26 protein-coding genes and 2 pseudogenes are annotated in these 23,675 nt (G+C 61.5%); 13 read left to right on the top strand and 15 right to left on the bottom strand.

Features of this window, described 5'->3' with window-relative positions; genetic code table 11:
* The 3 genes and pseudogenes from H5J25_RS04320 to H5J25_RS04310 all read left to right on the top strand — a co-directional run bounded on the left by H5J25_RS04320 (position 1) and on the right by H5J25_RS04310 (position 3,586).
* On the top strand, positions 1-273 hold the full coding sequence (locus tag H5J25_RS04320; protein WP_202094900.1) for a DUF1971 domain-containing protein: 273 nt from the start codon (positions 1-3) through the stop codon (positions 271-273).
* 47 nt (positions 274-320) lie between these two features.
* Complete coding sequence (gene hmpA / locus H5J25_RS04315; RefSeq protein ID WP_202094899.1) at positions 321-1,532, top strand: NO-inducible flavohemoprotein; 1,212 nt, start codon at positions 321-323, stop codon at positions 1,530-1,532.
* A gap of 456 nt (positions 1,533-1,988) precedes the next feature.
* Positions 1,989-3,586 (top strand): annotated as a pseudogene (locus tag H5J25_RS04310) (FMN-binding glutamate synthase family protein).
* 5 nt (positions 3,587-3,591) lie between these two features.
* Here the strand turns inward: H5J25_RS04310 and H5J25_RS04305 are convergent.
* On the bottom strand, positions 3,592-4,146 hold the full coding sequence (locus tag H5J25_RS04305) for a DUF488 domain-containing protein (RefSeq protein WP_202094898.1): 555 nt from the start codon (positions 4,144-4,146) through the stop codon (positions 3,592-3,594).
* Positions 4,147-4,194: 48 nt separating this feature from the next.
* A complete protein-coding gene (locus H5J25_RS20530) occupies positions 4,195-4,977 on the bottom strand; it encodes a MarR family winged helix-turn-helix transcriptional regulator (protein WP_225883339.1) in 783 nt (260 codons plus the stop codon).
* A 155-nt stretch (positions 4,978-5,132) separates the two neighbouring features.
* On the opposite strand from H5J25_RS20530, the gene H5J25_RS04295 reads away from it, so the two are divergent.
* Positions 5,133-5,756 (top strand): uracil-DNA glycosylase family protein, encoded by a 624-nt coding sequence (locus tag H5J25_RS04295; RefSeq protein WP_202094897.1) that lies wholly within the window; start codon positions 5,133-5,135, stop codon positions 5,754-5,756.
* 211 nt (positions 5,757-5,967) lie between these two features.
* On the opposite strand, the gene metB is transcribed toward H5J25_RS04295, so the two are convergent.
* From metB to H5J25_RS04275, 4 genes are all read right to left on the bottom strand, one after another.
* Positions 5,968-7,197 carry a cystathionine gamma-synthase gene (gene metB / locus H5J25_RS04290; protein WP_202094896.1) on the bottom strand — a complete coding sequence of 410 codons (1,230 nt, stop codon included), beginning with the start codon at positions 7,195-7,197 and terminating at the stop codon, positions 5,968-5,970.
* A 184-nt stretch (positions 7,198-7,381) separates the two neighbouring features.
* On the bottom strand, positions 7,382-8,428 hold the full coding sequence (locus H5J25_RS04285) for a rod shape-determining protein (protein WP_202094895.1): 1,047 nt from the start codon (positions 8,426-8,428) through the stop codon (positions 7,382-7,384).
* 195 nt (positions 8,429-8,623) lie between these two features.
* The gene (locus tag H5J25_RS21540; protein ID WP_202094894.1) at positions 8,624-9,277 is read right to left on the bottom strand and encodes a uroporphyrinogen-III synthase; all 654 of its coding nucleotides are present in this window, start codon (positions 9,275-9,277) and stop codon (positions 8,624-8,626) included.
* On the bottom strand, positions 9,262-9,750 hold the full coding sequence (locus H5J25_RS04275; RefSeq protein ID WP_202094893.1) for a hypothetical protein: 489 nt from the start codon (positions 9,748-9,750) through the stop codon (positions 9,262-9,264). Before H5J25_RS04275 ends, H5J25_RS21540 begins: the two co-directional genes overlap by 16 nt.
* Positions 9,751-10,400: 650 nt before the next feature.
* On the opposite strand from H5J25_RS04275, the gene H5J25_RS04270 reads away from it, so the two are divergent.
* The 3 genes from H5J25_RS04270 to H5J25_RS04260 all read left to right on the top strand — a co-directional run bounded on the left by H5J25_RS04270 (position 10,401) and on the right by H5J25_RS04260 (position 13,094).
* Positions 10,401-11,315, top strand: coding sequence for a DMT family transporter (locus tag H5J25_RS04270; protein ID WP_202094892.1), 915 nt, complete (start codon positions 10,401-10,403; stop codon positions 11,313-11,315).
* A 427-nt stretch (positions 11,316-11,742) separates the two neighbouring features.
* On the top strand, positions 11,743-12,186 hold the full coding sequence (locus tag H5J25_RS04265) for a transglycosylase SLT domain-containing protein (protein ID WP_202094891.1): 444 nt from the start codon (positions 11,743-11,745) through the stop codon (positions 12,184-12,186).
* Entirely contained in the window at positions 12,183-13,094 is a 912-nt protein-coding gene (locus H5J25_RS04260) for a cation diffusion facilitator family transporter (protein WP_225883338.1), read from the top strand. The genes H5J25_RS04265 and H5J25_RS04260 overlap by 4 nt, the downstream gene beginning before the upstream one ends.
* A 70-nt stretch (positions 13,095-13,164) precedes the next feature.
* Here H5J25_RS04260 and H5J25_RS04255 read toward each other — a convergent pair whose 3' ends face one another.
* Both H5J25_RS04255 and rnk read right to left on the bottom strand, forming a co-directional pair.
* Positions 13,165-13,584 carry a hypothetical protein gene (locus H5J25_RS04255; protein ID WP_202094890.1) on the bottom strand — a complete coding sequence of 140 codons (420 nt, stop codon included), beginning with the start codon at positions 13,582-13,584 and terminating at the stop codon, positions 13,165-13,167.
* A 116-nt stretch (positions 13,585-13,700) separates the two neighbouring features.
* Entirely contained in the window at positions 13,701-14,120 is a 420-nt protein-coding gene (gene rnk / locus H5J25_RS04250) for a nucleoside diphosphate kinase regulator (RefSeq protein ID WP_202094889.1), read from the bottom strand.
* Between the two features lie 552 nt (positions 14,121-14,672).
* Here rnk and H5J25_RS04245 point away from each other — a divergent pair.
* On the top strand, positions 14,673-15,173 hold the full coding sequence (locus H5J25_RS04245; RefSeq protein ID WP_202094888.1) for a DUF421 domain-containing protein: 501 nt from the start codon (positions 14,673-14,675) through the stop codon (positions 15,171-15,173).
* 650 nt (positions 15,174-15,823) lie between these two features.
* Here the strand turns inward: H5J25_RS04245 and H5J25_RS04240 are convergent.
* A complete protein-coding gene (locus H5J25_RS04240; protein ID WP_225883337.1) occupies positions 15,824-16,270 on the bottom strand; it encodes an Lrp/AsnC family transcriptional regulator in 447 nt (148 codons plus the stop codon).
* A 100-nt stretch (positions 16,271-16,370) separates the two neighbouring features.
* Between H5J25_RS04240 and alr the strand changes: the two genes are divergently transcribed.
* The 4 genes from alr to H5J25_RS04220 all read left to right on the top strand — a co-directional run bounded on the left by alr (position 16,371) and on the right by H5J25_RS04220 (position 19,691).
* On the top strand, positions 16,371-17,516 hold the full coding sequence (gene alr, locus H5J25_RS04235) for an alanine racemase (RefSeq protein ID WP_318781346.1): 1,146 nt from the start codon (positions 16,371-16,373) through the stop codon (positions 17,514-17,516).
* Entirely contained in the window at positions 17,513-18,769 is a 1,257-nt protein-coding gene (locus H5J25_RS04230; protein WP_202094886.1) for a D-amino acid dehydrogenase, read from the top strand. Before alr ends, H5J25_RS04230 begins: the two co-directional genes overlap by 4 nt.
* Before the next feature lie 22 nt (positions 18,770-18,791).
* Positions 18,792-19,151, top strand: a complete 360-nt coding sequence (locus tag H5J25_RS04225; protein ID WP_202094885.1) for a RidA family protein — start codon at positions 18,792-18,794, stop codon at positions 19,149-19,151.
* A 228-nt stretch (positions 19,152-19,379) separates the two neighbouring features.
* On the top strand, positions 19,380-19,691 hold the full coding sequence (locus tag H5J25_RS04220; RefSeq protein WP_202094884.1) for a hypothetical protein: 312 nt from the start codon (positions 19,380-19,382) through the stop codon (positions 19,689-19,691).
* A gap of 155 nt (positions 19,692-19,846) precedes the next feature.
* Here H5J25_RS04220 and H5J25_RS21535 read toward each other — a convergent pair whose 3' ends face one another.
* From H5J25_RS21535 to H5J25_RS04205, 3 genes are all read right to left on the bottom strand, one after another.
* Positions 19,847-20,098: a DUF6894 family protein gene (locus H5J25_RS21535; RefSeq protein ID WP_202094883.1), complete on the bottom strand. Its 252-nt coding sequence runs from the start codon at positions 20,096-20,098 to the stop codon at positions 19,847-19,849.
* An 83-nt stretch (positions 20,099-20,181) separates the two neighbouring features.
* Positions 20,182-20,913 (bottom strand): Crp/Fnr family transcriptional regulator, encoded by a 732-nt coding sequence (locus H5J25_RS04210; RefSeq protein WP_202094882.1) that lies wholly within the window; start codon positions 20,911-20,913, stop codon positions 20,182-20,184.
* 167 nt (positions 20,914-21,080) lie between these two features.
* Complete coding sequence (locus H5J25_RS04205) at positions 21,081-21,296, bottom strand: hypothetical protein (protein WP_202094881.1); 216 nt, start codon at positions 21,294-21,296, stop codon at positions 21,081-21,083.
* 87 nt (positions 21,297-21,383) lie between these two features.
* Between H5J25_RS04205 and H5J25_RS04200 the strand changes: the two genes are divergently transcribed.
* Positions 21,384-21,653, top strand: coding sequence for a hypothetical protein (locus H5J25_RS04200; protein ID WP_202094880.1), 270 nt, complete (start codon positions 21,384-21,386; stop codon positions 21,651-21,653).
* A 628-nt stretch (positions 21,654-22,281) separates the two neighbouring features.
* Here the strand turns inward: H5J25_RS04200 and H5J25_RS04195 are convergent.
* From H5J25_RS04195 to H5J25_RS21530, 3 genes and pseudogenes are all read right to left on the bottom strand, one after another.
* Positions 22,282-22,662: a response regulator gene (locus H5J25_RS04195; protein ID WP_202094879.1), complete on the bottom strand. Its 381-nt coding sequence runs from the start codon at positions 22,660-22,662 to the stop codon at positions 22,282-22,284.
* Positions 22,663-23,319 (bottom strand): sensor histidine kinase, encoded by a 657-nt coding sequence (locus H5J25_RS20520; RefSeq protein WP_263973957.1) that lies wholly within the window; start codon positions 23,317-23,319, stop codon positions 22,663-22,665.
* A gap of 30 nt (positions 23,320-23,349) precedes the next feature.
* A pseudogene (locus H5J25_RS21530) lies at positions 23,350-23,616 on the bottom strand (PAS domain-containing protein); the annotation flags it as partial.
* Between the last annotated feature and the right edge of the window lie 59 nt (positions 23,617-23,675).

Here is a 23,675-nt window from a genome sequence, read left to right as displayed (position 1 = left end):
ATGAGCGCGGTTCCCTATCGGTCGACCCCGGTGTTCGACGAGGCGACGCTTCCGGCCGCCCTTCGGAACGAGCACCGTACTAAGGCCGGTGTATGGGGCGTGGTCCGCGTGATCGAAGGGCGATTGAAGCTCACCTATCTCGATCCACCCTCTGAGACGGTTGTCACGGCCGATTTGCCGGGTCTGATCCTACCCGAACAGCCGCATTTCGTGGAGCCGCTCGGCGCTGTGAAGATGCAGGTCGATTTCTACGACGAGCCGCCTGGCGACTGATCCTTTCCCAAACGGCCACCGGCCACATTCATCCAAAGGAGTCCTTTATGTCGCAGCCCCTCAGCGACCGCACAGTTGCGCTCGTCAAAGCCACTGTGCCCGCCCTTGAAGCCCATGGACTGGAGATCGTGCGTGTCATGTATGATCGCATGTTCCAGAACCCGATGATCCGCGATCTGTTCAACCAGTCGCACCATGGCGACTCCGGTTCGCAGCCCCGGGCATTGACCGCAGCCATTCTCGCCTACGCCAATAACATCGAGAATCTCGGCGCACTTGCGCCCGCTGTCGAGCGGATCGCGCAGAAGCATGTGGGGCTGCAAATCCTTCCCGAGCACTACCCCTATGTCGCCGAAGCGTTGCTGGCTGCGATCAAGGAGGTGCTCGGCGACGCTGCTACAGAAGAGGTACTGGCAGCTTGGGGTGAGGCTTACTGGTTCCTAGCCAACATCCTGATCGCGCGCGAGGATCATATCTATCATGATCTGGCTGCGGCCGAGGGTGGATGGAGTGGTTGGCGGACATTCGTCGTCGAGGAGGCCCGGCCAGAGAGCGCGATCATCACCTCCTTCGTGCTTCGACCGACCGATGGCCGACCCGTAGTGCGCCACAAGCCGGGCCAGTATCTTACCTTCTGGCTGGAGATCCCCGGTCATGCGCCGCTCAAGCGCAACTACAGCATCTCCGCTGCGCCGAACGGCGAGACCTACCGCATCTCCGTCAAGCGCGAGCCGGAGGGCGTCGCCTCGAGCTGGCTGCACAACGAGGCGAAGCCCGGCACTGTGCTGAAGGTCGCGCCCCCTGCCGGCGAGTTCTTCCTCGCCGATAACCCTGAGCGGCCGGTGGTGCTCCTGTCCGGTGGTGTTGGTCTGACTCCGATGGTGGCGATGCTGGAAGCGATCATCGAGAAGCATCCGGGACTTCCTGTCCATTATGCGCATGGCACGCTCGATGGCTCAACCCACGCGATGGGCGATCACGTGCGCCACCTTGCTGATGGACGACCAAATGTTCGAACTACGTTTTTCTATCAGCACCCGCGCGCCGAGGACGCGTCGGGCCGCGACTTCGACCGCAATGGGCTGATCGACGAGGCGTGGCTTCGGGCCGAGACGCCGATCGACGATGCGGATTATTTCCTGTGTGGCCCGCGCCCGATGTTGCGGACGCTGGTTTCCGCCCTTTCGATGGCAGGCCTTCCCGCCAACCGGATCCATTACGAGTTCTTTGGTCCTGCCGACGAGCTGCTGGCGGCCTGAAACAGGTAGTGGGACGAGGCGTCAGCTTAGGCTGATGCCTCGTCCTCGTGTCTGGTTCTAAGCTCCCAGCTCGTCTAGCACCCCCAGCTGACCTGAAGCTCGGCCCGTGCTTGCGGGGCTCCCTTTCTGCCGGAGCTCTGCCCCCATCGGCGCGTCCAATGCGGTCGAGGTCCTTGCTGCGAGGGTGATCACGAGCCGTCGCTCTCCCAAAGAGGGTCAAGGCACGGTCCTTGAAAGTCTCTTGTCCAATGAGCATCATAAGGGGATGCACACGGGATCATCTTCCCTTCCCGTAGCCGTGCCTGCGGGGAGCAGTACGGCGCGCCTGCACCCTTAGATCGCTTTCCGATCTAGAAGCGTCGGCTGCTGTGACGTTGCGTCCGGTGCCACGGAACCATTTATCTCAATTGCATCGACGCATGAGCAGCCCGTCGAGCGTTCGCGGGAGCCCACCCCTTGTTCCTAACTCGTTTCACCGTGCTCGGGGCCTGCCTCGTCGCTACCATTGTTGCCGGGGCCTACCTGCCTGCAGCCTGGGCGATTCCAGTCTTCGCCGTGAGTTTGTCGCTCTCGCTCGTCGGGCTCTACGATCTCGCGCAGCCGCTTCATTCCGTGCGCCGCAACTACCCGATCATCGGCCGCCTACGCTGGTTCTTCGAGGAAATTCGGCCGGAGATCCGCCAGTACCTAATCGAGGGCGACAACGACAAGACGCCCTTCTCCCGAGCGCAGCGCTCGCTTGTCTATGCACGGGCCAAGAACGAGAGCAGCGATCGCGCTTTCGGCACACTCGTTGATGTCTATCGCAATGGATACGAGTTCATCGGGCATTCGACGCGTCCGAAGCCTGCGGCGGACCCGGCCACGTTCCGCATACCCATCGGGGGCACGACGGCGCCCCGCCGTACATGGCTTCGATTTTCAACATATCGGCAATGAGCTTCGGGTCGCTCAGTGCCAACGCGATCCGGGCGCTGAACAAAGGCGCACGGATGGGTAGCTTTGCACACGATACTGGAGAGGGCGGAATCAGCCCGTACCACCGTGAACATGGTGGCGATCTCATTTGGGAAATCGGCAGCGGCTACTTCGGGTGTCGGACAGCAGACGGCAGGTTGGATCCGGGTCGCTTCGCGGATCAGGCGGCAGACCCCCAAATCAAGATGATCGAGGTGAAGCTGAGCCAGGGAGCGAAGCCAGGGCATGGTGGCATCCTGCCTGGCGAAAAGGTGACGCCCGAGATCGCCGCGACGCGCGGCGTGCCGGTCGGGGAGGACTGCATCTCGCCTGCACGGCATCGGGAATTCTCTACCCCCATCGAGCTCATGCGATTCTTGGCCGACCTGCGTCGCCTTTCGAAGGGGAAGCCGGTCGGCATGAAGCTCTGCATCGGTCAGCCCTGGGAATTCATGGGCATGGTCAAGGCGATGCGCGAAACCGGCATCCTTCCAGACTTCATCGTCATCGATGGGGCCGAAGGAGGGACCGGCGCCGCGCCGGTCGAATTCGCCGACAACCTCGGGATGCCGATGCGCGAGAGCTTGCTCTTTGCACACAACGCTCTTGTGGGCGCCGGCCTCCGAAGCAGGATCAAGGTGGGAGCTGCCGGCAAGATCGTGAGCGCGTTCGACATTGCGGCCGTCCTCGCGCTCGGCGCGGACTGGACCAATGCAGGGCGCGGATACATGTTCGCACTCGGCTGCATCCAGTCCCTTTCGTGCCATACCAACCGGTGTCCAGTCGGCGTCGCCACGCAAGACCCTATGCGGCAGCGAGCACTGGTTGTGCCCGACAAGGCGGAGCGCGTGTACAACTTCCATCGCAACACCATGAGGGCGCTTGCGGAGATGACCGCGGCGGCGGGTCTCGACCACCCCTCGATGCTTGGGCCCCACCACCTGGTACGGCGCGTATCTCTGACCGAGATCCGGCTGTTCTCACAGCTTCACATCTTTCTCGAGGACGGAGAACTGCTTACCAACTCCCATAATCGCGACTTCTACAGCGCCGCATGGAATCTCGCGCGGGCGGACAGCTTCGAACTGCCCGCATGATGATGCTATTCGGGTACCGCGCCTAGCTCTTGAGCTGGGTAGTGAAGACCGTCTGCTGCTTCGATGGCTCCTGGGGTCATCGAAGCAGCGCTCACCGTCGTCTCCGACATCAGGTGGAACACGCGTCTGCCCTCCTTGATAAGGTAATCGGCTACGATCCGGCGATGGCACCGCCACCAGACCGCTTCCGCGCACATGATGGCGGTACGGCGCTCCGCTGACACATGGAGGAGATGCGCCAGACCGGAACGGAACGGCTCTGAAAGGGCGTAATCCGCATAATTGTGGAAGCTCTGGTTGCGCCACAAGGCGTTCGCGTCCGCCGGCATTTCCGACTTCTTCCGGAGCCCACCGAGCTCCGCCAACCGCATATGGGCCACCTGGAACTCGGCCAAGGCATCGGGAAGGGCGTCCAGATTATATTGTGGATTGGTCCGCGATTTCGGGACGCTGCGAATATCCACGACAAGCTGCACGCCGCTAGTCTGCAGCAAGGCGGCGAACTCAACGATTGAGCGGGTCGAATGGCCGATTGTGAAAACCGGGAGCATCTCAGGCATCCGTGTGCCCCACAGAGTGCAGTACAGAGGAAGGCATCTCTCGACCTGTCACAGCGAGGAAACCACGTTGTCGAGCATCGGGCGCAGCCGTGCTAGCTCCGCGCGGTGCGCATTCGCCAGTGATGACAGTAGCGTCCGCCCCTCCGCGGTGAGCCGGATCCCAACTCGCCGCCGGTCGCTCCCTGACCTCAGCCGCTCAACCATGCCGATAGCCTCGAGCCGATTAAGTAGACCGCTCGTACTGTGCGGCTGAAGCAGCATCTGGTCTGCCAACTCGCCTACCGAAAGCTGGCAGTCCGGGGCTGCTCGCAGCGCAAGAAGCGCTTGGTATTGCTGCGCAGTGATGCCGGCTCCCTCGGCCGCAATTTCGCTGAAACGGAGAAAGCTGCGGAGGTTCTGGCGGAACGCAGCTAAAGTGGCATAATCGTCATCGCTGAGAAGCTCGCCGCTCGGATCGATGTCCGCTCTCATTTCCGGAGCCACAGACGCCGAAACGGTATCCCCTTCCTCCGGTAGAGGCAGGGTTCTGGGCGCAAGCGACACGTTGTGTTCAATGGACTCGGAGATCGGGCTTTCGCGTAGTGCCCGCTGGCGCAACGTCGACGAGTGCACATCGTCACGTTGGGGCATCCCCACCGCCACAAGTGCGACCTCGAGCGTTTGCCTGTGAAGCTCGCTGCCTCGCGTCACACTATCCCACCCGAGTGCACCTGGATGAGTTTCGCGCCAGATCCGGCTTGCAAGTCTGTCGATCTCACCGGCCGTCGGTGGGCGATCCCTGCCGATACAAGCTGCAAGCACCGGCCATTCTGAGCCTTGCACGTGCGCCATGCCACTTCTCCACCAATTCGGTCCGAGCCGGGCAGACACAAGCCGTATCACCCCACGGGCGTGCAAAAACCTATAGCCATGTCGGCGATATATCGCAACACGACACATTTGCCTTTCGCGAAGGAACACCTCAAGCGGGGAGACATTCACAACTTATGGACGGCGGAACTGCGGACGAACTAGAGCCTTTGATTGAGAGGGTGCGATCATGCAGCGCATGCGCGAGTTATCTCCCTCTTGGCCCACGACCTGTCCTGCAGCTGTCCAGAGGTGCCACCCTTCTGATCGCGAGTCAGGCGCCGGGAACCAAGGCACACGCGAGTGGCATCCCCTTCTCTGATGCGTCCGGCGACCAGCTGAGGCGCTGGATGGGCATCTCTGACGAGCAGTTCTACGACGCGGCACGGGTCGCGATCGTTCCGATGGCCCTATGCTACCCTGGGCGGGCCAACGCCGGCGGTGATGCGCCACCACGTCCTGAATGCTCGACACTTTGGCGGGGGCCGCTGCTCGCACAGCTTCCGCGCGTGAAGCTCACCCTACTCGTCGGGACCTACGCACAGGAACATGTGCTCGGTACGGGAAGGATGACCGATCGCGTGCGTCACTTCGATCGATATCTTCCCCGCCACTTTCCCTTGCCGCACCCGTCGTGGAGGTCGAGAGCATGGATGACGAAGAACCCTTGGTTCGAGGCAAACGTGCTTCCGGAACTGCGCCGGCAGGTGTCTCAGGCGCTGGAACAAGGCCACGCGGGGCTTAGCCCAGATGGAGCATGAAATCGCTCGGTTCAGGTGCATTGGCGATGACGAGACCCCGCTCACCGTTCTCGAGTATCATCACTCCGCAGTTGTCCGAGGCAAGACCGGCGCTCGCTTCCTGCGCGGCTCCCGCCGCCTCGCGCTCACTTCTGGCGAGGCGGTTCGGTACATCGACGACAATACGTTTGAGGTGGTGAAATCAGGCGAGCTCTTGCGGAGGCGATGAGCCTCAGGTGCGGGAGTCTTGGCGCCTTTCGTTTTCGCGGCGCGCGAGCTCCTCGTATCGGCAGAGCGGAGCCGCCTCGCTAACCGGCCCGAGCGCGCGCGACAGGTCGTCGATGAGATCGTCGGCATGCTCAAGGCCGATCGACAGCCGGATCAAATTGTCGCCGATCCCGGCCACGCGTCGCGCGTCCGCACCCATGTCGGCGTGGGTCATGGTTGCCGGGTGAGCGGCCAGACTCTCCACGCCTCCCAGCGACTCCGCCAGCGTGAAGACCTGCAGCGCCTCCAGGAAGGACTTGACGATCGGGGTCCCCCCATCGAATTCGAAGCTGAGCATCGCTCCAAAACCGCTCTGCTGTCGCGCGGCGACCGCATGCCCGGGATGCGTTGCCAAACCCGGGTAGTGGACCCGCTGAACGGCATCGTGCTCGGCCAGGAACTGAGCCACTCGCGCCGCAGTTGCCTGCTGTCGTTCCATACGGGCAAACAGGGTCCGCATACCCCGCAAGGTGAGCCAGGCGTCGAACGGGGAACCGGTCGTGCCGACCACATTCGCCCAAGCCCCTAGAGACGCTGCGTCCTCCGCATCTGCTGTCACCAGTGCACCTCCGATCACGTCGGAGTGGCCATTCAGATACTTGGTTGTGGAGTGGATGACGTAGTCGGCCCCGAGCGCGATTGGGCGCTGCAGCGCGGGGGAGAGGAAGGTATTGTCGACCGCGACCTTCGCTCCTGCTGCCTTGGCGCGCTGTGCGACAGCCGCAACGTCCACGATCCGCATCAGAGGGTTGCTGGGCGTCTCGATCAGCAAGAGCTCGGTCCCGGCCTGCAGCTCGACATCGAGGTTGTCGCTGTTGTTCAGGTCCACGATCGCAAGCTCGATCTGCGCCTTTGCCGCGCGGGCCTTCAACAGCCGAAGCGTGCCGCCGTAACAATCATGCGGGGCAACGATGCGGCCGCTCGGGCTCACGGTTGAAACCAGAAGGTCGATCGCTGCCATGCCCGAGCAGGTAATCACCGCGCCCGCACCGCCCTCGAGCCGAGCCAATGCTTCGGCAAGCATGGTCCTGTTTGGGTTGCCAGCGCGCCCATAATCGTATGCCCGAGCTTGCTCGTAGCCCTCGAACGCGAAGGTAGTGGACAGGTGGAGCGGCGGACTCACCGCGCCGAAGGCGCTGTCGCTGGCGACTCCATGAGCCGCAGCCACAGTTTCCGGTTTTAGAGTCTCAGCCATGCAAACCTCCTTGGCGCCACCTAACAGATCATCAGGGGAAAAGTGGCCCCAGCGTCGCTGAGATCAGCCCGCGCCGCTATAGCCTAACTTACCCGGACCGCCTCAACCGATCCCGGTGCTGAGCCGGCGAGGGCGTCAGCGGTTCTGCGGCCGGAAGATGGGCCGAGATGGAGGTCGGTGCATCTCAGTTGAGCATCATCTCCAAGCCTTTAGCGACTGCCTTCTGAGGTTCGCTTTGGCAATGTGTCTCGACTCCCGTGGACTCTTCGATCTGCTGGGCGACCAATGCGGTCAAAGCCGCTCCACCAGCCAAGGTGATCCCGTCTTCCAGAATATCCATTGCGAGATCAGGGTCTAACCGTGAGAGTGCAGCACGCACCGTTGTAGTCACTTCCGCCGCGTATTTCTGGATGACGGGCCGCAACTCCTCGACCGCCACGGAGAGCGTCCGAGGAAGGCCGGATCGTGTGTCTAGGCCCTTTACCTCGACGTGTGTTGCCGTTCGAGAAGCCAGCGCTGCCGACAGCGCGATCTTCAAGGTTTCAGCGGCTGAAGGACCAACCCGGAACTGCCGCTGCAGGTGCAAATGGTGCATCAAGGCGATCTCGACGGCGTCGCCGCCTCCACGGACCGACTGGGCCACGCATACACCACCAAGCGACAGTACGACGACATCAGTGACCCCCGCGCCGCAATCCACGATCATGCGGCCGCGAGCTGCGCCAATGTCCAGGCCGGACCCGAGGGCTGAAAGCAGTGGCTCGGGGAGAAGCAGCGGCTCGGCCAATCCCGCTTCATATGCAGCCTTGGTGAGTGCCCTGCGCTCCGCCTGCGTTGCATCGCTCGGTACGCCGATGATCGCACGCGCCCGTCGGAGACGCCGGCGGGCGGTCACAGGTCTGATCGCGAACTTCAGGAGCTCCGCAGCGGCAGAGACGTCCACTAAAACGCCTTGGCGCAACGGTCGGACCATCCGGAGCCGCTTCACCTCTCGACCTGCCATCTGCTTGGCCGCTATCCCTGCGGCGAAAAGCTCGGCTGCCGCTCCCAGGTCATCGTCGAAGCAGCAGATGGACGGCTGCTCGAACACAATGCCTGCCGCCCGTTCGACCACCAGAGTGTTGGCAGTGCCGAGGTCGATAGCGAGATCCGCTCTTTTCCCTGCCCACATAGGTGCGTTGTCGAACATCAATGCCTTTGGCTTGAGAATGCCGCCTGATACGGCCGGCACGCCCCCCAAGTCGAGCGATCAAACGCACTTACGCTGCGGACGGCGGTTCACCCTCGGGCTCGCCATCATCTTCATGCGAAGGAGCGTCGTTGTCATTGGCGGGAAGCCCAGAGCCCAGTCGGATGGAACGTACGGCGCAAGGAGGCACTGCCTGCATGCGCGCGCTTCCACCCTGACGGACTAAGTCCACCAGCGCTAGCTCTGTCGGCCTCGATGCGACGTCGATCGTAACGTTACGCACTCTGGCCAGCTTCTGCGCACATGCGTTCGATATGCACCAGATCTTCCCCGACCAGTCGGTCTTAGAGAGCACCTTCGCGACCCTTTCACCTGCGCGGGCCAGTGCACCATGATCCCATCGATGTTCGGAAGATCGGTCCTGACCTGCAGGAGCCAACGCAGAGCCACGGCGTCCGCGATATACACGATCTTCCTATCCACCAGATAACCGAACCTCCGAAGGTGGCCCTTCAGGTCGCCAGCAGGCTCCCGAGCACCAAAATGCACGATCCGACCAGGTGGTGGTAGCTCGTTGAGGATCAGCGTCTGTAGATCCCTGAGATCGCCGTTGGCAGATCGGACGTTCCGATAACCGGCACGGATGACCGCATCGGCAGTGCGATTGCCTACTGTAAATACGGGAAGGTCGAGCGCCTCGGGCCACATCGGGTGGTGTCGCACGCCATTGCCGCTGGTGAAGACGATCGCGTCAGGCAGCGAGCGGAGCGGATCGGCATCGATGCGACGCACGTTCAGTACCGGCACGCACACCACCTCATGGCCAAGCGCCTGTAAGCTCTCAACTGTCGATTGGTTTCCCGGTGTCGTCCTGGTCACCCAGATGCGCATGGAACGCTCCCGTGTTGCGGGATCTTCTCGAAGGCCCCGTCTACGCGCGCCCGGCCGTCTGCGACCTCAAGTGCATGCACTTCGACGAGCCTTCCATGCTCATGTGGCCAAAGAAGCGACTGGCCCGAACGCAGGCCCAGCAGGGCCGCGCCGAACCTTGTATCGACGCCGAGAAGCCCATCTTCCCGAGCGGAGCCGTGCACGAGCCGTGCACGATGTCGACGCCCTTGTACGGAGTAGAGCACTTCGCTGCCCCGTCTCACCAGATCGCCCATCGAGTGTGTGTTGCTTGGGGGCTTGGACATCGCCAGCTTGGCGGCAAGAAGCGCCGCCACCAGCTCATCATCCATCGCGTAGACCACGTGCTGGAGATAACGCCCCTCTGTCGGGTCCATCTCGACCGACAGGTCCTTGTGCAGAGCCCTCCAGATCCCGACAAGCGCGCCGATCGAGGAGGGACAAACCGTGTCCATGCCGGCGCTCCTAATGCAAAGTCTTGGCATGGGACGCCCTGCGTCGTGCACGCGCCAGCTCCGCGACGCTGCTCGCCAATCCTCTGGCGCGCCGGAACACCTTGCTGTCTAGCGAGCGAAAGTCTGGATCAGAACATACGAACTGGAACCCACCCGGGACGCGCACGGCGATTCCCACCGTTCTCCTGTCCGCCTCGACTACGAACCTGTCCATCACGCACCTCCTCGACGTGCGAAATGCCCGGCGGAATCAAGCTCCGCTGTGCTCTCGCGAATGTGGGAACCCGGCGCGTTAGCCGGGTGGAGGAAGCCCTAGGTCGGACGCCTATTCAGGAGTACCGCCCAGGGCATGCAGGCGCTCGGTGCTGCTGCCTGGGTGCACTTCGGCGTGTCGAACGGAGATCGTGACGCACATGCCATGAAACATGGCCCTTTGCCGTGAAAAGTCAAACTGGCGGCCGTACGCAACGCGCACCCTCCCCTGTTCGAATAGACCGCGACGCTGCTCACCTCTAAGCGCGACCGGATGCGCTGAGGCGCGGTGAGGTAAACGGGCGTCACAGGCCATTTCACACAACAAGCCGTCGTCCCCCGCGGTTGGAGCAGCAATGAAGCCGACATCGAACGTCCAATCGCCGGGACCCTTGGGAATGGCCAACCGTATTTGGACCGCGCCATACCTCCTGCTCACCTTCACGGCGTTGTTTTGGGCAGGCAACTCAATCGTGGCGCGGGCAGCCCGTGACCTCGTGCCCCCACTCGCGCTGTCGTTCTGGCGCTGGAGCCTCGCCCTGCTTTTGCTGTTGCCGCTCGCCTGGCCGCACCTGCGGCGCGACGCTGCCGAACTCCGTCGATCCTGGCGGACGCTGATCGTTCTTGGCGCTCTCGGGATCGGCGCCTTCAACACGCTGCTCTATACGGGACTTCAGACGACGAGCGCGGTTAACGGACTGCTCCTCCAGTCGCTTCAGCCCGGCCTGATTCTCCTGTTTGGCGCACTCCTCTTCGCCGAATCCACTCGACTGCTGCAGGTGCTGGGGATCATCCTGTCCGTGGCTGGCGCGCTGGTGATCATTTCCAAGGGAGATCCCGCATCGGTTATGACGCTACGGCTCAACATCGGAGACCTCGTGATCGGATGTGCCGTGATTATCTGGTCGCTCTACTCCGTCCTTCTGCGAAAGCGTCCTCAAGTGCATCCGCTGAGTTTCCTGGCCGCTACCCTGGCCATTGGTATTGCCGGCGTGCTTCCATTTTACGTGGCGGAGATGGCCAGTGGCCGGCTGATCGAAAGGGCAAACGAAAGCTGGCTGGCGATCGGCTATGTCTGCATCTTCCCTTCGCTGATAGCATACCTCTGTTACAATCGAGGCGTCGAACTTCTTGGCTCAGCGGCCGCAGGCCTCTACCTCAACATCATGCCGATCATGGGTGCTCTTCTCGCGGCCGTCTTCCTTGACGAGGCGATCCGGGGGTTTCATTTCGCAGGAGTGGCGCTGATCGCCCTAGGGATCATCTGTGCCACCGGGTGGGGGCCTAGGAAGGCCAACTTGCCCAAAACTTGACTTCCCAGAGACTTGGCTCATGCTGGTCATCGATGTTGATTGGCTGCTCTTTGATGGAAATGGTGCACGGGGGCAGTAGCACTCCGCGCCTGCACCCCTAGGCGTGCTTACCCGCGCCTAGGATCCCCGCCGGTCGCAGGGCGACCATACTCGGGCGCCGCTTCGGCATTGTACACTCCCTTACTATGTCGAGCGGCGCCTTTTTCGGAGGGCGCGATGCCTTCCCGACGAGGGAACTTCCGTTATGGAAAGGAACATCGGCTATTTCAGGACGCGGGCTCAGGCCCACGTGGAATTGGCCGCACAGGCTCAACCGGGCGTTGCCTGCATCCACAGACGCTTTGTCGAGCTTTATCTTCAGAGAGCCAAAAACGAGGCGGAATCTGCGAAGCGGACTACCGGCAGCAATCCCATGACTGGAGTGTAGATGAAGGCGAACTTTGTAGCGGCGTTGTTGATGCTTTCTGGTTGCGCGGACCTCCCTTGGGATCCTGAGGGTACGATGGAGCGCATCCAGGAATCGAAGGTGCTGCGAGTGGGCATCATCTCGTCCGGCAACGGGGCACCGGACGTGCCGCAACGTCGCTTTCTCAGCTCGGTCGCCAGCGAAACAGGCAGCAGGCCCCAGCTCGTGACGGGACCGGCCGAGCTGCTTCTTCCGAAGCTCGAGGAGGGCGAACTCGACATCGTCGTTGGCCACTTCGCGGCCGACACCCCCTGGAGCAAGCGAGTGACGTTTATGCCGACCCCGGGACAGAGGGGCGACAACGACGGCGAGCCCACATCAGCCGCGATAATCCGAAACGGCGAGAATGGTTGGATCACGCTCGTCCACAAGCATGCACCCATTCTGAAGGGAGCGAGCCGGTGAACCGCAACCTCCCCGGGCATGTCCGGCAGGACCTCGCCAAGGCGCGTCGCCTGGAGTGGTGGACCATCGGATGGATGTCGTCCATCATCGCCGTCATGTGGCTGGCGATGGGTTCCAGCCAAGCGATGAAGACGGCGCTGGTCGAGGACGTTTTGAGCCTGATCCCAGCGGTCGTCTTTCTCGTTGCCCTCCACTTTGAAGGGCGCAAGCCGACCGGCGCATTTCCGTTTGGCTTCGATCGCGTGCAAAGCCTCTCCTCGCTCATTGCGGCGGTTGCACTCTGCGGTGTGGGCGGAATCCTTATCTTCGACTCCGTGGCATCACTCCTATCCCAGGAGCATCCCACGATGCCGCCGGTCCGCCTCCTGGGTCAGGAGATCTGGCAAGGCTGGGTGATGATCGGCGGCCTGCTTTATTCGATCGTGCCTCCCGTGATTCTCGGCAGGCTCAAGCAGCCGATCGCTCGCCGGCTTCAAGATGAGGTGCTCGACACCGACGCGATGATGCAAAAGGCCGATTGGATGACGGGGCTCACCGGCATCATCGGTGTGCTGGGCGTCGGCTTCGGGTACTGGTGGACAGACGCTGCTGCAGGAGCGTTGATCTCCATAAGCATCCTCAAGGATGGCATCACTTCGCTGCGTGTCGCAACCGCCGAACTCGTGGATGGTACTCCACGGCGCCTGGGACAAATCGAACTTGCCGAGGATGCTCGAAAGCTGCGGGAAGCACTCGTGGAGCTGTACCCGAGCTCCACGGTCCGCCTGCGAGCTACCGGCCGCTACATTCACGCGGAAGTCTGTGGTCCTATACCGGACCGGATCCCGTCTCGCGATGAGGTGTGGCGCGGGGATCCCGACCGTGCCTGGAGGCTGGCGCAAGTGAGTTTCGTGCCTCAAACCGGATAAGGAAAGGTTCCGGCCGCCTGTCCACCATCTCGAAGGCCATTAGCTAAGAGCGTAGGGCGTGAACCTAAAGTTATGCTCGTCGCCCAATTGCGGAGAAATTGCGGGCGCTCAATTCATTATCGTAAGCGTGGCGCGCCGCTGCGAGTGCTCGGCGGGCTTGCAACAGCGCAACGCCCTGGCGTGTATCGCAAGCGCCGCTGATTGAAACGGCGGGACCGGTCAGAATGCTCATGATATCGCGCTTCGGAGGTGCAGGCTGGCGGTTTCTTGGATCGAGTTTGCCGTCGAACAGCTTGCCCCCGTGGATCAGCATCAGAACGCCTGCACTCGCCAGCATAAACGTCAGCAGCCCCACTCCCATCTCGGTGGCCTGTGCAGGACCGTGCCGGCCCGCCTCGTAGAGGGTGCGGTGGAGCAGCGTCGTGCAGCCCGACACTACGAGCAACAGGAGCCCGGCGATGCGGGGTGGAACCTTCATTGGCGTAACCATTACGGGCGCGCTCCTGGCAACCATCACCCGCTCGCACGACCGGCTCGGCACCAAGGCGCACGGCGGCCAAGCGAGCGGACCGCCCAATCTACCCGTTTCATTACCGAGAGGGCCGTTCAGGCGGCGCGTGCCGGCTGCTGTTGAACCTTGACGATCACGAGCCGTCGCTCATGCCCTTCTCGGTCCGGCCAAAGTATCGACTGGCCTTCGCGCAAGCCGATCAAGCCTGCGCCGATCGGCGTCAGGATAGAGATCCGCCCGGCGGAAATGTCGGCTTCGGGTGGGTACACGAGTTGGACCGTTCGCTGCGCACCCGTCCCCTCGTCCACAAATTCGACTAGCGCACCCATGGTCACGACATCCGGAGAGATACTTGCAGCGGCGTACAGCTTTGCCCTTGAGGTCTCACGGATCAAAAGCTCGCTGACCTGCGGAAACCGGTGCTCATTGCTGAGGGCCAAGCCGGAGAGGTTATCGGCCTCTTCCTCAATCATGTGAATTTGCGGCCGCGTTGCGGCCGCTCTCGTCGCGTTCATGCTAATCTCCTAGGCGTCCGCAACCGGAGGGCGGTTGACCTGCGTTGACGAATGGTGGCCCCGAGCTCTTCGGGACATGCCGTAGGAGAGCCCGGGGCTAAATGCCCGCGAGGAGTTGCCCCGCGTGGAGACGGCGTCGGAGATGGCGCACGCGAAGCTGCATCTCCTGATGATGTCGCTCCCGCTCTCCAGTGTCAAACGAGTTGTCGTCCGCCCTCTTGGATGGGAATGGGGGACATGGTCCATGTGGGCTTCTGGAACATCGCCTCCGGTGGGACGTAGACTGTTCGAAGGATGAGAACGCACTCGGTTGTGGTGCTGGGCCAACTTCGCAAGCGCAGCCGTTCGGGCAGCAGCACCGAACGGGCATGAGCCTAGGCGCTGATGGCGCCTAGGCCGAACCAAGCGCCCGCTCGGAGCCGTAGGCTCAGTGCGATCACCTTCCTCCGCGTCGCCCGATGGCGCGTCCACGAGATCACAGATGAAACACCTTCAAGCGCGCAGTCGAGACCTGTGTTGGACGCAACCTGACCACGGGCTTCAGACCGCTTTATGAGCGATCTTGTCCGGTCGCTGCTAGGTCTCGGATCCGAGGCCGAGGACCTCGGCGTGTTACAGATGGTCGTCCGCGCAGCAGTCGTTTACGCTGTAGCTCTGATCATCATCAGGTGCGGCAAGAAGCGGGCGCTGGGCGAGGCAACCCCCTTCGACGTCGTAACTGTGATCGTGATCGGCTCGATCGCGAGCCGCGCGGTCACGGGCAACGCTCCATTCGGGCCAGCGCTTGCGGCGTGCGCTACGTTTGTTGCGCTTCATTGGCTTCTTGCCGCAACAGCCATTCGGTGGAACGTCATCGAGCGCTGGATCAAGGGAAGCAACCGTCTGCTGGTGCAGGACGGCCGGATATTAGACGGCGCTGTGAGAGCGTCTGCACTGTCGCTCTCGGACATTGAAGAGGCCATGCGGGCGCGTGGTATCCGCTGCCTGGATGAGATTCGCGAAGCTCGGCTCAAGCGAAGTGGCCAGATCAGCTTCATCAAGACTGAGCAATGAGCCGCAATGCTGTCTCGCTGCTTCGGCCACCTTGCATACCTGCGGACTGCGGCTACCCTCGCCGTGTGAGCGACACTCTTCCCATTCACGGGGACCTCCCCTTGAAGTTCGGCCGCTAGGCCGGGCGCGCCTTAGGTCCCGCGCCCGGCTTCGAGCCGCGGTCACGCAGATGATGATCGTGGGAAGGCGGATTGGGCTGTCAGCGCGGACCGGCCCGCAGTGTTTTCGGAGTTCAAAAAATGGCACCTCGCCCCGAGAAGCGAGCGTCAGCGCTCGGACCGCGAAGGGAAAGACCCCGCCGTAGAAGCAATGAATTCAGCATTAGTGCCGCCGCCTATCCCGACGGCAGGATCGCTGTGCTCCTTTCCCGCTATCCCGAACTTTCCGACGCCGAGTTCAAGGAGGTGCTGGGGTTTATTAGGAAGGCACGCGCGTCCGAGCTTCGGCGCCTCCGCTCAAGCGGGCAGGTCGGCGTGAAGCTGGATCGCTTCCTCGTAGACTACCGTGATTTGCTGACGAGCCGGCGCGAGCGGTTCACCTGGACGGCCGTCGCCATTCTGATGCTGCTACTTATGAGCTGGCTCTTTTGGGACAGGAGACCACACCCGCTGTCGCAGCGGCCAACCAGCACATGGTCGAAGGAGGCTGCATCAAGCCTTGCGGTGACTCCGCATCGCAAAGCTGGAAGTGATCCGCGTAACGCCAGGCAGTCGTGACAGGACATCTCGGTGAAACTTTGCATAGTCCTCCATGCTGGAGATCTGGAGCCGTAGCAGATAGTCGCCGGCCCCGGTGAGTAGATACCATGCACGAATTTCCGCGTGCTTGCGCATGGCCGCCTCAAACCGGGCTAGAAACTCCTCAGTCTGCCGCTCCAGCTCGACCTGAACGATCGCGACCGTGCCATCATCAGGGTCGCTGCCCGAGATGATCGCTGTGTAACCTTGGATCACCCCGGACCGCTCAAGTAGCTTAACACGGCGTAGGCACGCGGATTCCGACATGCCCACCTCGCGAGCCAGCGCGTTATTCGTGATCCTTGCATTCAGTCGTAGCTGATTCACGATACGCCGATTGATGGCATCGAGTGCGCCCACTGGTTTCCTCCATAGCGTCGTAGACTCTGCGAAGATGGCCCCTTGCTAGCAGGTTTCGGCGCAGGATCGGTGACAAATTCGCACTGATGTACGCCATTATATGCGGATGGCGAAGTTCCGGTGCCCGACCTTTTCGAGCCAGCTCGTGATCGATCTCGACGCATTCGCGGCGAACTACCACGCGGTTCGCGACCATGTGTCTCCCTCTGGGTGCGGCGCAGTGGTGAAGGCTAACGCATATGGACTCGGAGCCCGCCGGCTAGCCTCGAGGCTTCACCGCGAAGGGTGCCGCACTTTCTTCGTGGCCCAGCTCTGTGAGGCGCTGGATCTACGTGCTGCGCTGCCTCCCGGATGCACCATCGTTATCCTCAACGGATTGGATCCTGGAGGCGAGCAAGCCTGCGCGGACTGGGGGTTCGTGCCGGTTCTGAACTCGGACAATCAGGTCCGGCGTTGGCGTTACACCGCCCGGCTCCGCGGCCGACCCCTTCCGGCTGGCCTCCAGCTAGACACCGGTATGTCGCGTCTCGGCCTCTCAAACGCGAGCGCTCTGGCACTCGCCCAGGACGGCTCTCTCTCGAGCGATATCGATCTTCGGTTCGTGATGACGCACCTCGCATGCGCGGACGAGCCAGACGCAGCGGCGAACGACGAGCAACTCCGGCGCTTCGAGCAACTGACAATGTCTTTCCCTGGCGTTCCCAGATCGATTGCAAACAGCAGCGGCACCACTCTATCGAGCAGCTATCATCTGGACTTCGTGCGAGCTGGGATCGCGCTATACGGTGTCCCAACTCGACCTCTATCCCTCAAAATATTTCCAGTCGTGAGGCTGTGCGCGCGCATCTTGCAGATCCGCGAACTCTCGCCCGGAACTGGCGTGGGCTACGGTCTGACTTATACCGCCTCCGGGCCGCAATACGTTGCGACGCTTGCGCTTGGCTATGCAGATGGATGGCCCCGCGGACGCGGGAATATTGGTGCGGCTTGGCACCGCGACGTTCGGCTGCCGATCGTCGGGCGCATTTCGATGGATAGCATGACGGTGGACATCTCCGGGGTACCCGGCGAGATCGCGGAAGGCGACTTTGTGGACCTTATCTGCCCCAATCAAACCCTCGACGACATTGCCGCTGGCGCCGACACCATCCCTTACGAGCTTCTCACGCGCCTTGGTGGTCGGCATGCCCGCGCCTACGTCGAGGACAACGTCACCACTCTCCATATGCCTGGAGAAGCATATTGAGGGTCATCGTACTTGGTGCCGGTGTCGTGGGCGTCACCGCGGCTCACTATCTGCATCGTGCCGGCCATGAGGTCGTCGTGGTCGACCGGCAGCCCGGGGCGGCGCTCGAGACCAGCTTTGCAAATGCCGGCGAAGTTTCGCCCGGCTACGCGTCGCCATGGGCCGCTCCCGGCATACCTGCGAAGGCGATCCGTTGGCTACTCATGCGGCACGCGCCGCTCATCCTTCGTCCCTCGTTTGATATGGCCATGCTGCGCTGGTTGGCCGCCATGCTCCGCAACTGCACCGAGGCGCGGTATGCCCTTAACAAAAGCCGCATGGTCGGGTTGGCGGAGTTCAGCCGCGACGAGCTGATCGCTTTGAGAGGGGAGCTGGGCATCGAGTATGACCAGCGTTCGCTTGGAACCCTTCAGCTCTTCCGCACCGCTAAGCAGGTGGATGCGAGTGCGAAGGACGTGGACGTATTGCGCTCTTACGGCGTTCCGTTCGAGCTACTAGACCGGGCTGGCTGCATTGACGCTGAGCCCGGTCTCGCTCTTTCAAACGGCAGCTTCGAGGGCGGCCTGCGGCTCCCAAACGACGAAACTGGCGACTGCCATCTGTTCACGAACAGGTTGGTGGACCGTCTGATGAGCAGCGGCGTCGAGTTCCGGTTTTGCACGAGAATCCTCGGTCTGGATGCCTCAGGTCGCGAGATTACCCGAGTCAGGACCGACGGAGGCGACGTGCGCGGAGACGCATATCTGCTGGCCCTAGGAAGTTATTCGCCAATATTGGTGCGCCCGCTCGGCATCCAACTCCCCGTGTATCCCGTGAAGGGCTACTCGATCACGGTCCCGATCGCAGACCCGGCGCAAGCCCCCGTGTCTACCTTGCTTGACGAAACGTACAAGATCGCCATCACGCGTCTTGGAGCTCGGATCCGCGTCGGGGGAATGGCAGAGATCTCCGGTTACAACAGATCGCTGCCAAAGCAGCGCGAGGCTACGCTTTTGCATTGCGTCAACGATCTGTTCCCGAAAGCAACCAGCGCGGGAGAGACGGGTTTCTGGAGCGGTCTGCGGCCAATGACGCCCGATGGCCCACCAATCCTTGGAGCTACGCGGGTATCTAACCTCTTCCTCAATACCGGACATGGAACACTTGGGTGGACCATGGCCTGCGGCTCCGCCGCTGTGACCGCTGCGATCATCTCCGGCGATCGTCCTCCGATCGACATCAAGGGTCTCGGCCTGGAGCGATACCGACAATGAGCGATAACCAAGGAGACCACATATGACGATCAAGCGCATCGAGTCAGGAGCACGGATGAGCCAAGCCGTTGTCCATGGTGGAATAGTGTACCTTGCTGGGCAGATCGGTGCGCCAGGTGAGGAAGCATCCGCCCAGACGCGTGCCGTTCTTGAATCCATCGATCGTTTACTATGCGAAGCGGGGACCGAGCGCTCTCGCATCCTCCAAGCGACGATCTGGCTGGCCGACATGGCCGACTTTGCAGCCATGAACGCTGTGTGGGAGGAATGGATTGGGGGTACTAATGCGCCAACCCGAGCTACGGGCGAGGTTCGGCTCGCGACCCCTGACTACCGGGTCGAGATCATCGTCACGGCAGCGCTGCCCGAGCAGCGCTCGTGAGCCCCGCACCGACCATCCGATTTGCTTGTCTACGCATTTGGCCTAAGCTCTCGTGATGCACGTGTTGAAACCGCATCGGAATTATCCTCTCAAGGTCGGCTTCTAAGCCGGGCGCGGTATCGGCCCCGCGCCCGGCAGCGGCGCAACTCTAAGTAAACCATGCTTGGTAGTGGGCGGACGCGTGATTGCGCGGGCCGAACCGCCGGATGTAGCATCCGGAGAGCTCCGATGATGGAAGTAGCTAGAGAGCGGCACCGCCCCTTTGGGCGGAAAGCGGATCGCTTTCGAGATCTGCTGCGCAGATACCCCGAGCTGACGACGTACCAATTAGATGAGATGGTCTCGATCTACGACCAACTCTCGACTTTGGAGGTAGCCCTTCTCTCGGCGGATGAGCGCGTGGCTGAGCAGTTTGACGCGTTCCTGCACAGCCATTCCGGCAGACTGCAAATGCTATGGCGAGATCACCTCGTTTTCGCACTCGCATTCATCGGTAGCTTCGCATCCATCGTGGGGTTGATTGTGGCTGTAATGCGCTAGCGGAGGTGGCGCCGATCGCCGCTCGGAACGGCAGGGCATCGCGTTATATGGGAAACGCGATGTCCGCGCGACCTTGCTGGTGCACACGGCGCGAACGCAATTGCACCGACCCGCTCAATCGCAAGCTCAACGGCATCCGTGTGGACCAAAGACCGTCAGGATGCCGACGAGCCAGAAATCTCGACGGAATCCCTGAACGCTACCCTCTCAAGGTTCCGGCCCTCGTTGTCGTTGATGTCGATATGACAAGACAAACATAAATGGCCGTGGCTGAGTTCGTAGCACATTATCGCCCTTGCGCTCTCAATCGCCGTTTCGCGCGCAACATCGATATCGGGCAGCTCCTGTCCCTCGGGGTCGCGGGTGACGCTCCCGCACTCATGAAGATCGAAAAAGTATCGGGCCATGCAGCTAAGTGCCTAACCTTTGTTGATGGTTGCAGGTTTTCATTCACGCTTGCTGCGGGGCAGCGCACTTTAAGAACGAACTGTCATGCTGCTTCATGTAGATACCCGGGATTGAAGTCAGCGATCGTCTGCAGTTTTTTCCAATCGGAGATCGTCAGTTGGCCGTTTTGATGAGCGAACGCTCCCTCATCGGTCAGCGCTCGCAGCATCCTGTTCACATGAACCGCCGTTAGCCCGGTCGCGTCCGCGATCTGCTCCTGCGTGAATGGCAAGGTCATCGAAAATGACGACAACGTGTCAAGGGTCTTTCGCCGCGCGATAAATTCACAAATCATATGCGCCACGCGGATCTTCGCGTCCCGACGGCCGATATTGAGAACCCATTCGCGGAAGATGGACGCGTCGATCAAAACGTCAATCGCGAACGCCTTTGCAATACAAGGGTGCTCACGACCAAGCTGCCGCAGTCTCTCGGTAGCGATCCAGCCCACCATCGCTTTCGTAGTGGTTTGCAGATTATCGTCCGCCTTGGACAACAAGATATGCTGGAGGTTAAGGATGTCGCCGGCCATGTAAAAGGCGACAATCTGCCGACCGCCTGCGCGCTCGACCTTGTGCCGACATGCATATCCGTTGATTACGATGCAGCATTGCGTAACTGTGTCGCCCTCTCGCACCAGATATGTGTGGGCCGGGACATACTCGATCCTGAATTGAAGAGCCGCGATGGCATCGCGTTCAATCGTTGTAAGGCCGATTAGGCGGTCCAGTTTTTCAGTGAGCCTTTGCGCTGCTTCTGCCGATGCCCCAATCATTCCGACCTCAATCCACGATACGACACGCCCAACGGCCAACGACCGAGAGGTATCCTATCAAGCATAAATTTGGTAGTTTTCACCCGCTCTAGTCTTCAAAGGCGCCTCAGTCGCGCGATCGTCAAGCGTGGACACACGCGATGTGCTCCGCCAGAGAAAGCGCACGGTTAATCAAACCGCTTTCCGCTTGAAAGCCAGGCGAGTTGCTGCGGCTCAGGATCCGCCGCAAGAGCTATGCGCCTTGCTTCCGCTATGTGTTGATCGGCGACGCGCAGTAGTAGTAGCATCGGGTCGATCGCAGGATCGCCAGCGCGTTCGACGAGCGCTGCGTATAGCGCGTCAAGCTCAACCTGTTTCCTTTCGACTTCTTCGAGACGGGTCATCTGCCGAAATTATCTTAGTTTCGGCCGGACGCAAGACTGTAGATTCCGGCTGGCGATGGTGATGCCAGAGCGAACCTGATCTATGTCGTGGCACGGCGTTCGGCGCCCGTTACAAAAGAAAACATGACAAATTACACTATCACAATCGTCAACGAACACTTCAGCTCCACAGCCGAGCAGGAAGCATCCGACAATATTCAGGCTTGGTCGCAAGCGATCTCAAGCGCAATTACGATCGCGGCAGAGCAGGTGTCACACGGCAATCCGTTTTTTGGGGCGGAGGTAAAGGTCACTCAGGGTAAGGAGGAGATCGGTCGTTATGTCGTTTCTGTGGGCGCCACCCCACTAAAGGACTAGCGAACCGGAAAGCGGCATTTCGTTACTCTTGGCCGAGTCTTCCCCGTTCGCTCACATGAGCATAGTCGGCGCTCCCAAGTCATCATCGGAATTGCACCGCGTGGGGGACGCAGGTCCGCGTCGAGTGCCGCGGCTGTAAGGCAATGGAGGTCTGGGATTTCAAAATGCGTTGACCGCCGGAATTCGCGACAACAACGGCAATACCGAATGGCGAGCGGCGCACCTAACGATCAAGTGCCCACACCGCTGTTAATCTCAGTTCATCGTCCTAAAGCCCATTTGACGTGATCCCCGCCTTTCATCCAGCGGCACCAGCGACTGACCGGTGATGTCGCGCATGAGCGCGGGTGATGCAACGGTCGGTGCAACCCCGTCCATTGCCGTTCGAGTTCGGCGGCGAACGCTGCCGGTGTCGCATAGCCGAGCAATAAGTGCGGTCGCTCGGTATTGTGATCGTGAGCCTAGCAGGCGAGGATCGCGCGGGCCTGACCGATCGTGAAGAACAGCGTCTCGTTAAGCAGTTCGAAGAGACGACGTAAAGGAAACCCGTTAATGATACTTGTAATATCCGAGGCATGTCCGACGACTGCGCCGCATAATGCTGGGTAATGCGCGACTGCGAAACCTGCTATTCGGCAGTCTCAAGAAGGAGACGTTCGAGCGCATCGAGCAGTACCGAGAATGTGAACGGCTTGCCAATTCTGGGCGACGACCGAAATTCAAGAGGTAGCGACCACTGGTCATAGCCAGTGAGGAATAGATAGGGCACGCCGCGTCGAGACAGTTCCTCAGCGATCGGATAGGAGGATGCACTGCCGAGGTTCACATCCAGCAGAGCCGCATCGAGCGGATCGCGCGCAGCGTAGGCCAGGCCTTCGTCCAGATTGCCGAAGGGGCCGACGATCGCCGCACCACACTTCGTCAGTGCCCGACGGATGTCGGAAGCTATGTAGTATTCATCCTCGACGACGAGGATGCGGCGACCTGCGAGGTTGTGACCCGGTATCATCTATCGCTCCAGCAGGGCGCTCGCGCGCTCGTCATCGTCGTCGAGGGGCATGGAGATGGTGCACTTCACCCCTCCGGGCCGGAACTCCAGGCACGTCTCCGCACCGAGGCGGTATGGAAGGGCCTCCTCGATCAGCTCCCGACCGAATCCTTCGCGGACCGGCGCAATGGGTACCGCCGGAACGCCGGTCTCGAGCCAAGTCAATTCCAGCTTCGCCGTCTGCCCTTGTTCTGCATGGACCCGCCAGTCGATGCGAAGCCCTGCGCCGTTGGCCCTAAGTGCGCCGTACTTCAGAGCATTGGTCGTCAGTTCGTGAATGGCCATCCCGATTGCCTCCGCGGCATTCGGATCCAGCATCACTTCCGGGCCATCGAGGGATACGCATGGTCCCTCGCCTGCCGCGACGCTCAGCAGTTCCTCCCGTATGAGGGAATTGAGATCGACCTTGCCGGATGGACTCCTGGTGACGATCACTTGAGTTCGCGCGAGCGAGTCGAGCCGCCCCGTGAAGTGGTCGACGAGCTGCCGCTGGTTCTCGCTCGCCTCGGCGGTTCGCGAGAATACGGATCGAACGACCGTGAGCATGTTCCGAACACGGTGCTGAAGTTCGGCGACGAGAACCTGCTGACGCTCCTGCAGCTGGCGGATCTCGTGCACGTCGGTGGATGCACCAAGCCACTCGACTATCTCGCCCCGATCGTCGCGGACCGGAGTCGCCCGCGTCTGCGTCCACCGGTATCCGCCGCTCGCTGCATTGTAGATTCGGTAGTGGGCTCCGAACGAGCCATCCTCGCTTGCCCCCGCCCACACGGCCCGCACCCGCTCGCGGTCGTCCGGGTGAACGCATGCGAGCCAGCCAGCCGCGAGGCTGGCGGCTTGCAACTGGCCGCTGTACTCGGTCCATTGCGGGCTGGCCCAGGTCCAGGCGCCATCGGCCTGCGCTCGCCACACCATCTGGGGAATCCCTCCAACAAGGTGCGCGTCCAGCGTTCGTTGTCTGCGAGGCGCCGTTC

This window comes from Sphingomonas aliaeris (genome assembly GCF_016743815.1).
Classification (GTDB): Bacteria; Pseudomonadota; Alphaproteobacteria; order Sphingomonadales; family Sphingomonadaceae; genus Sphingomonas; species Sphingomonas aliaeris.
The sequence above is the reverse complement of the archived record's forward strand: the minus strand, read 5'-3'. Positions and strand labels throughout refer to the sequence as shown.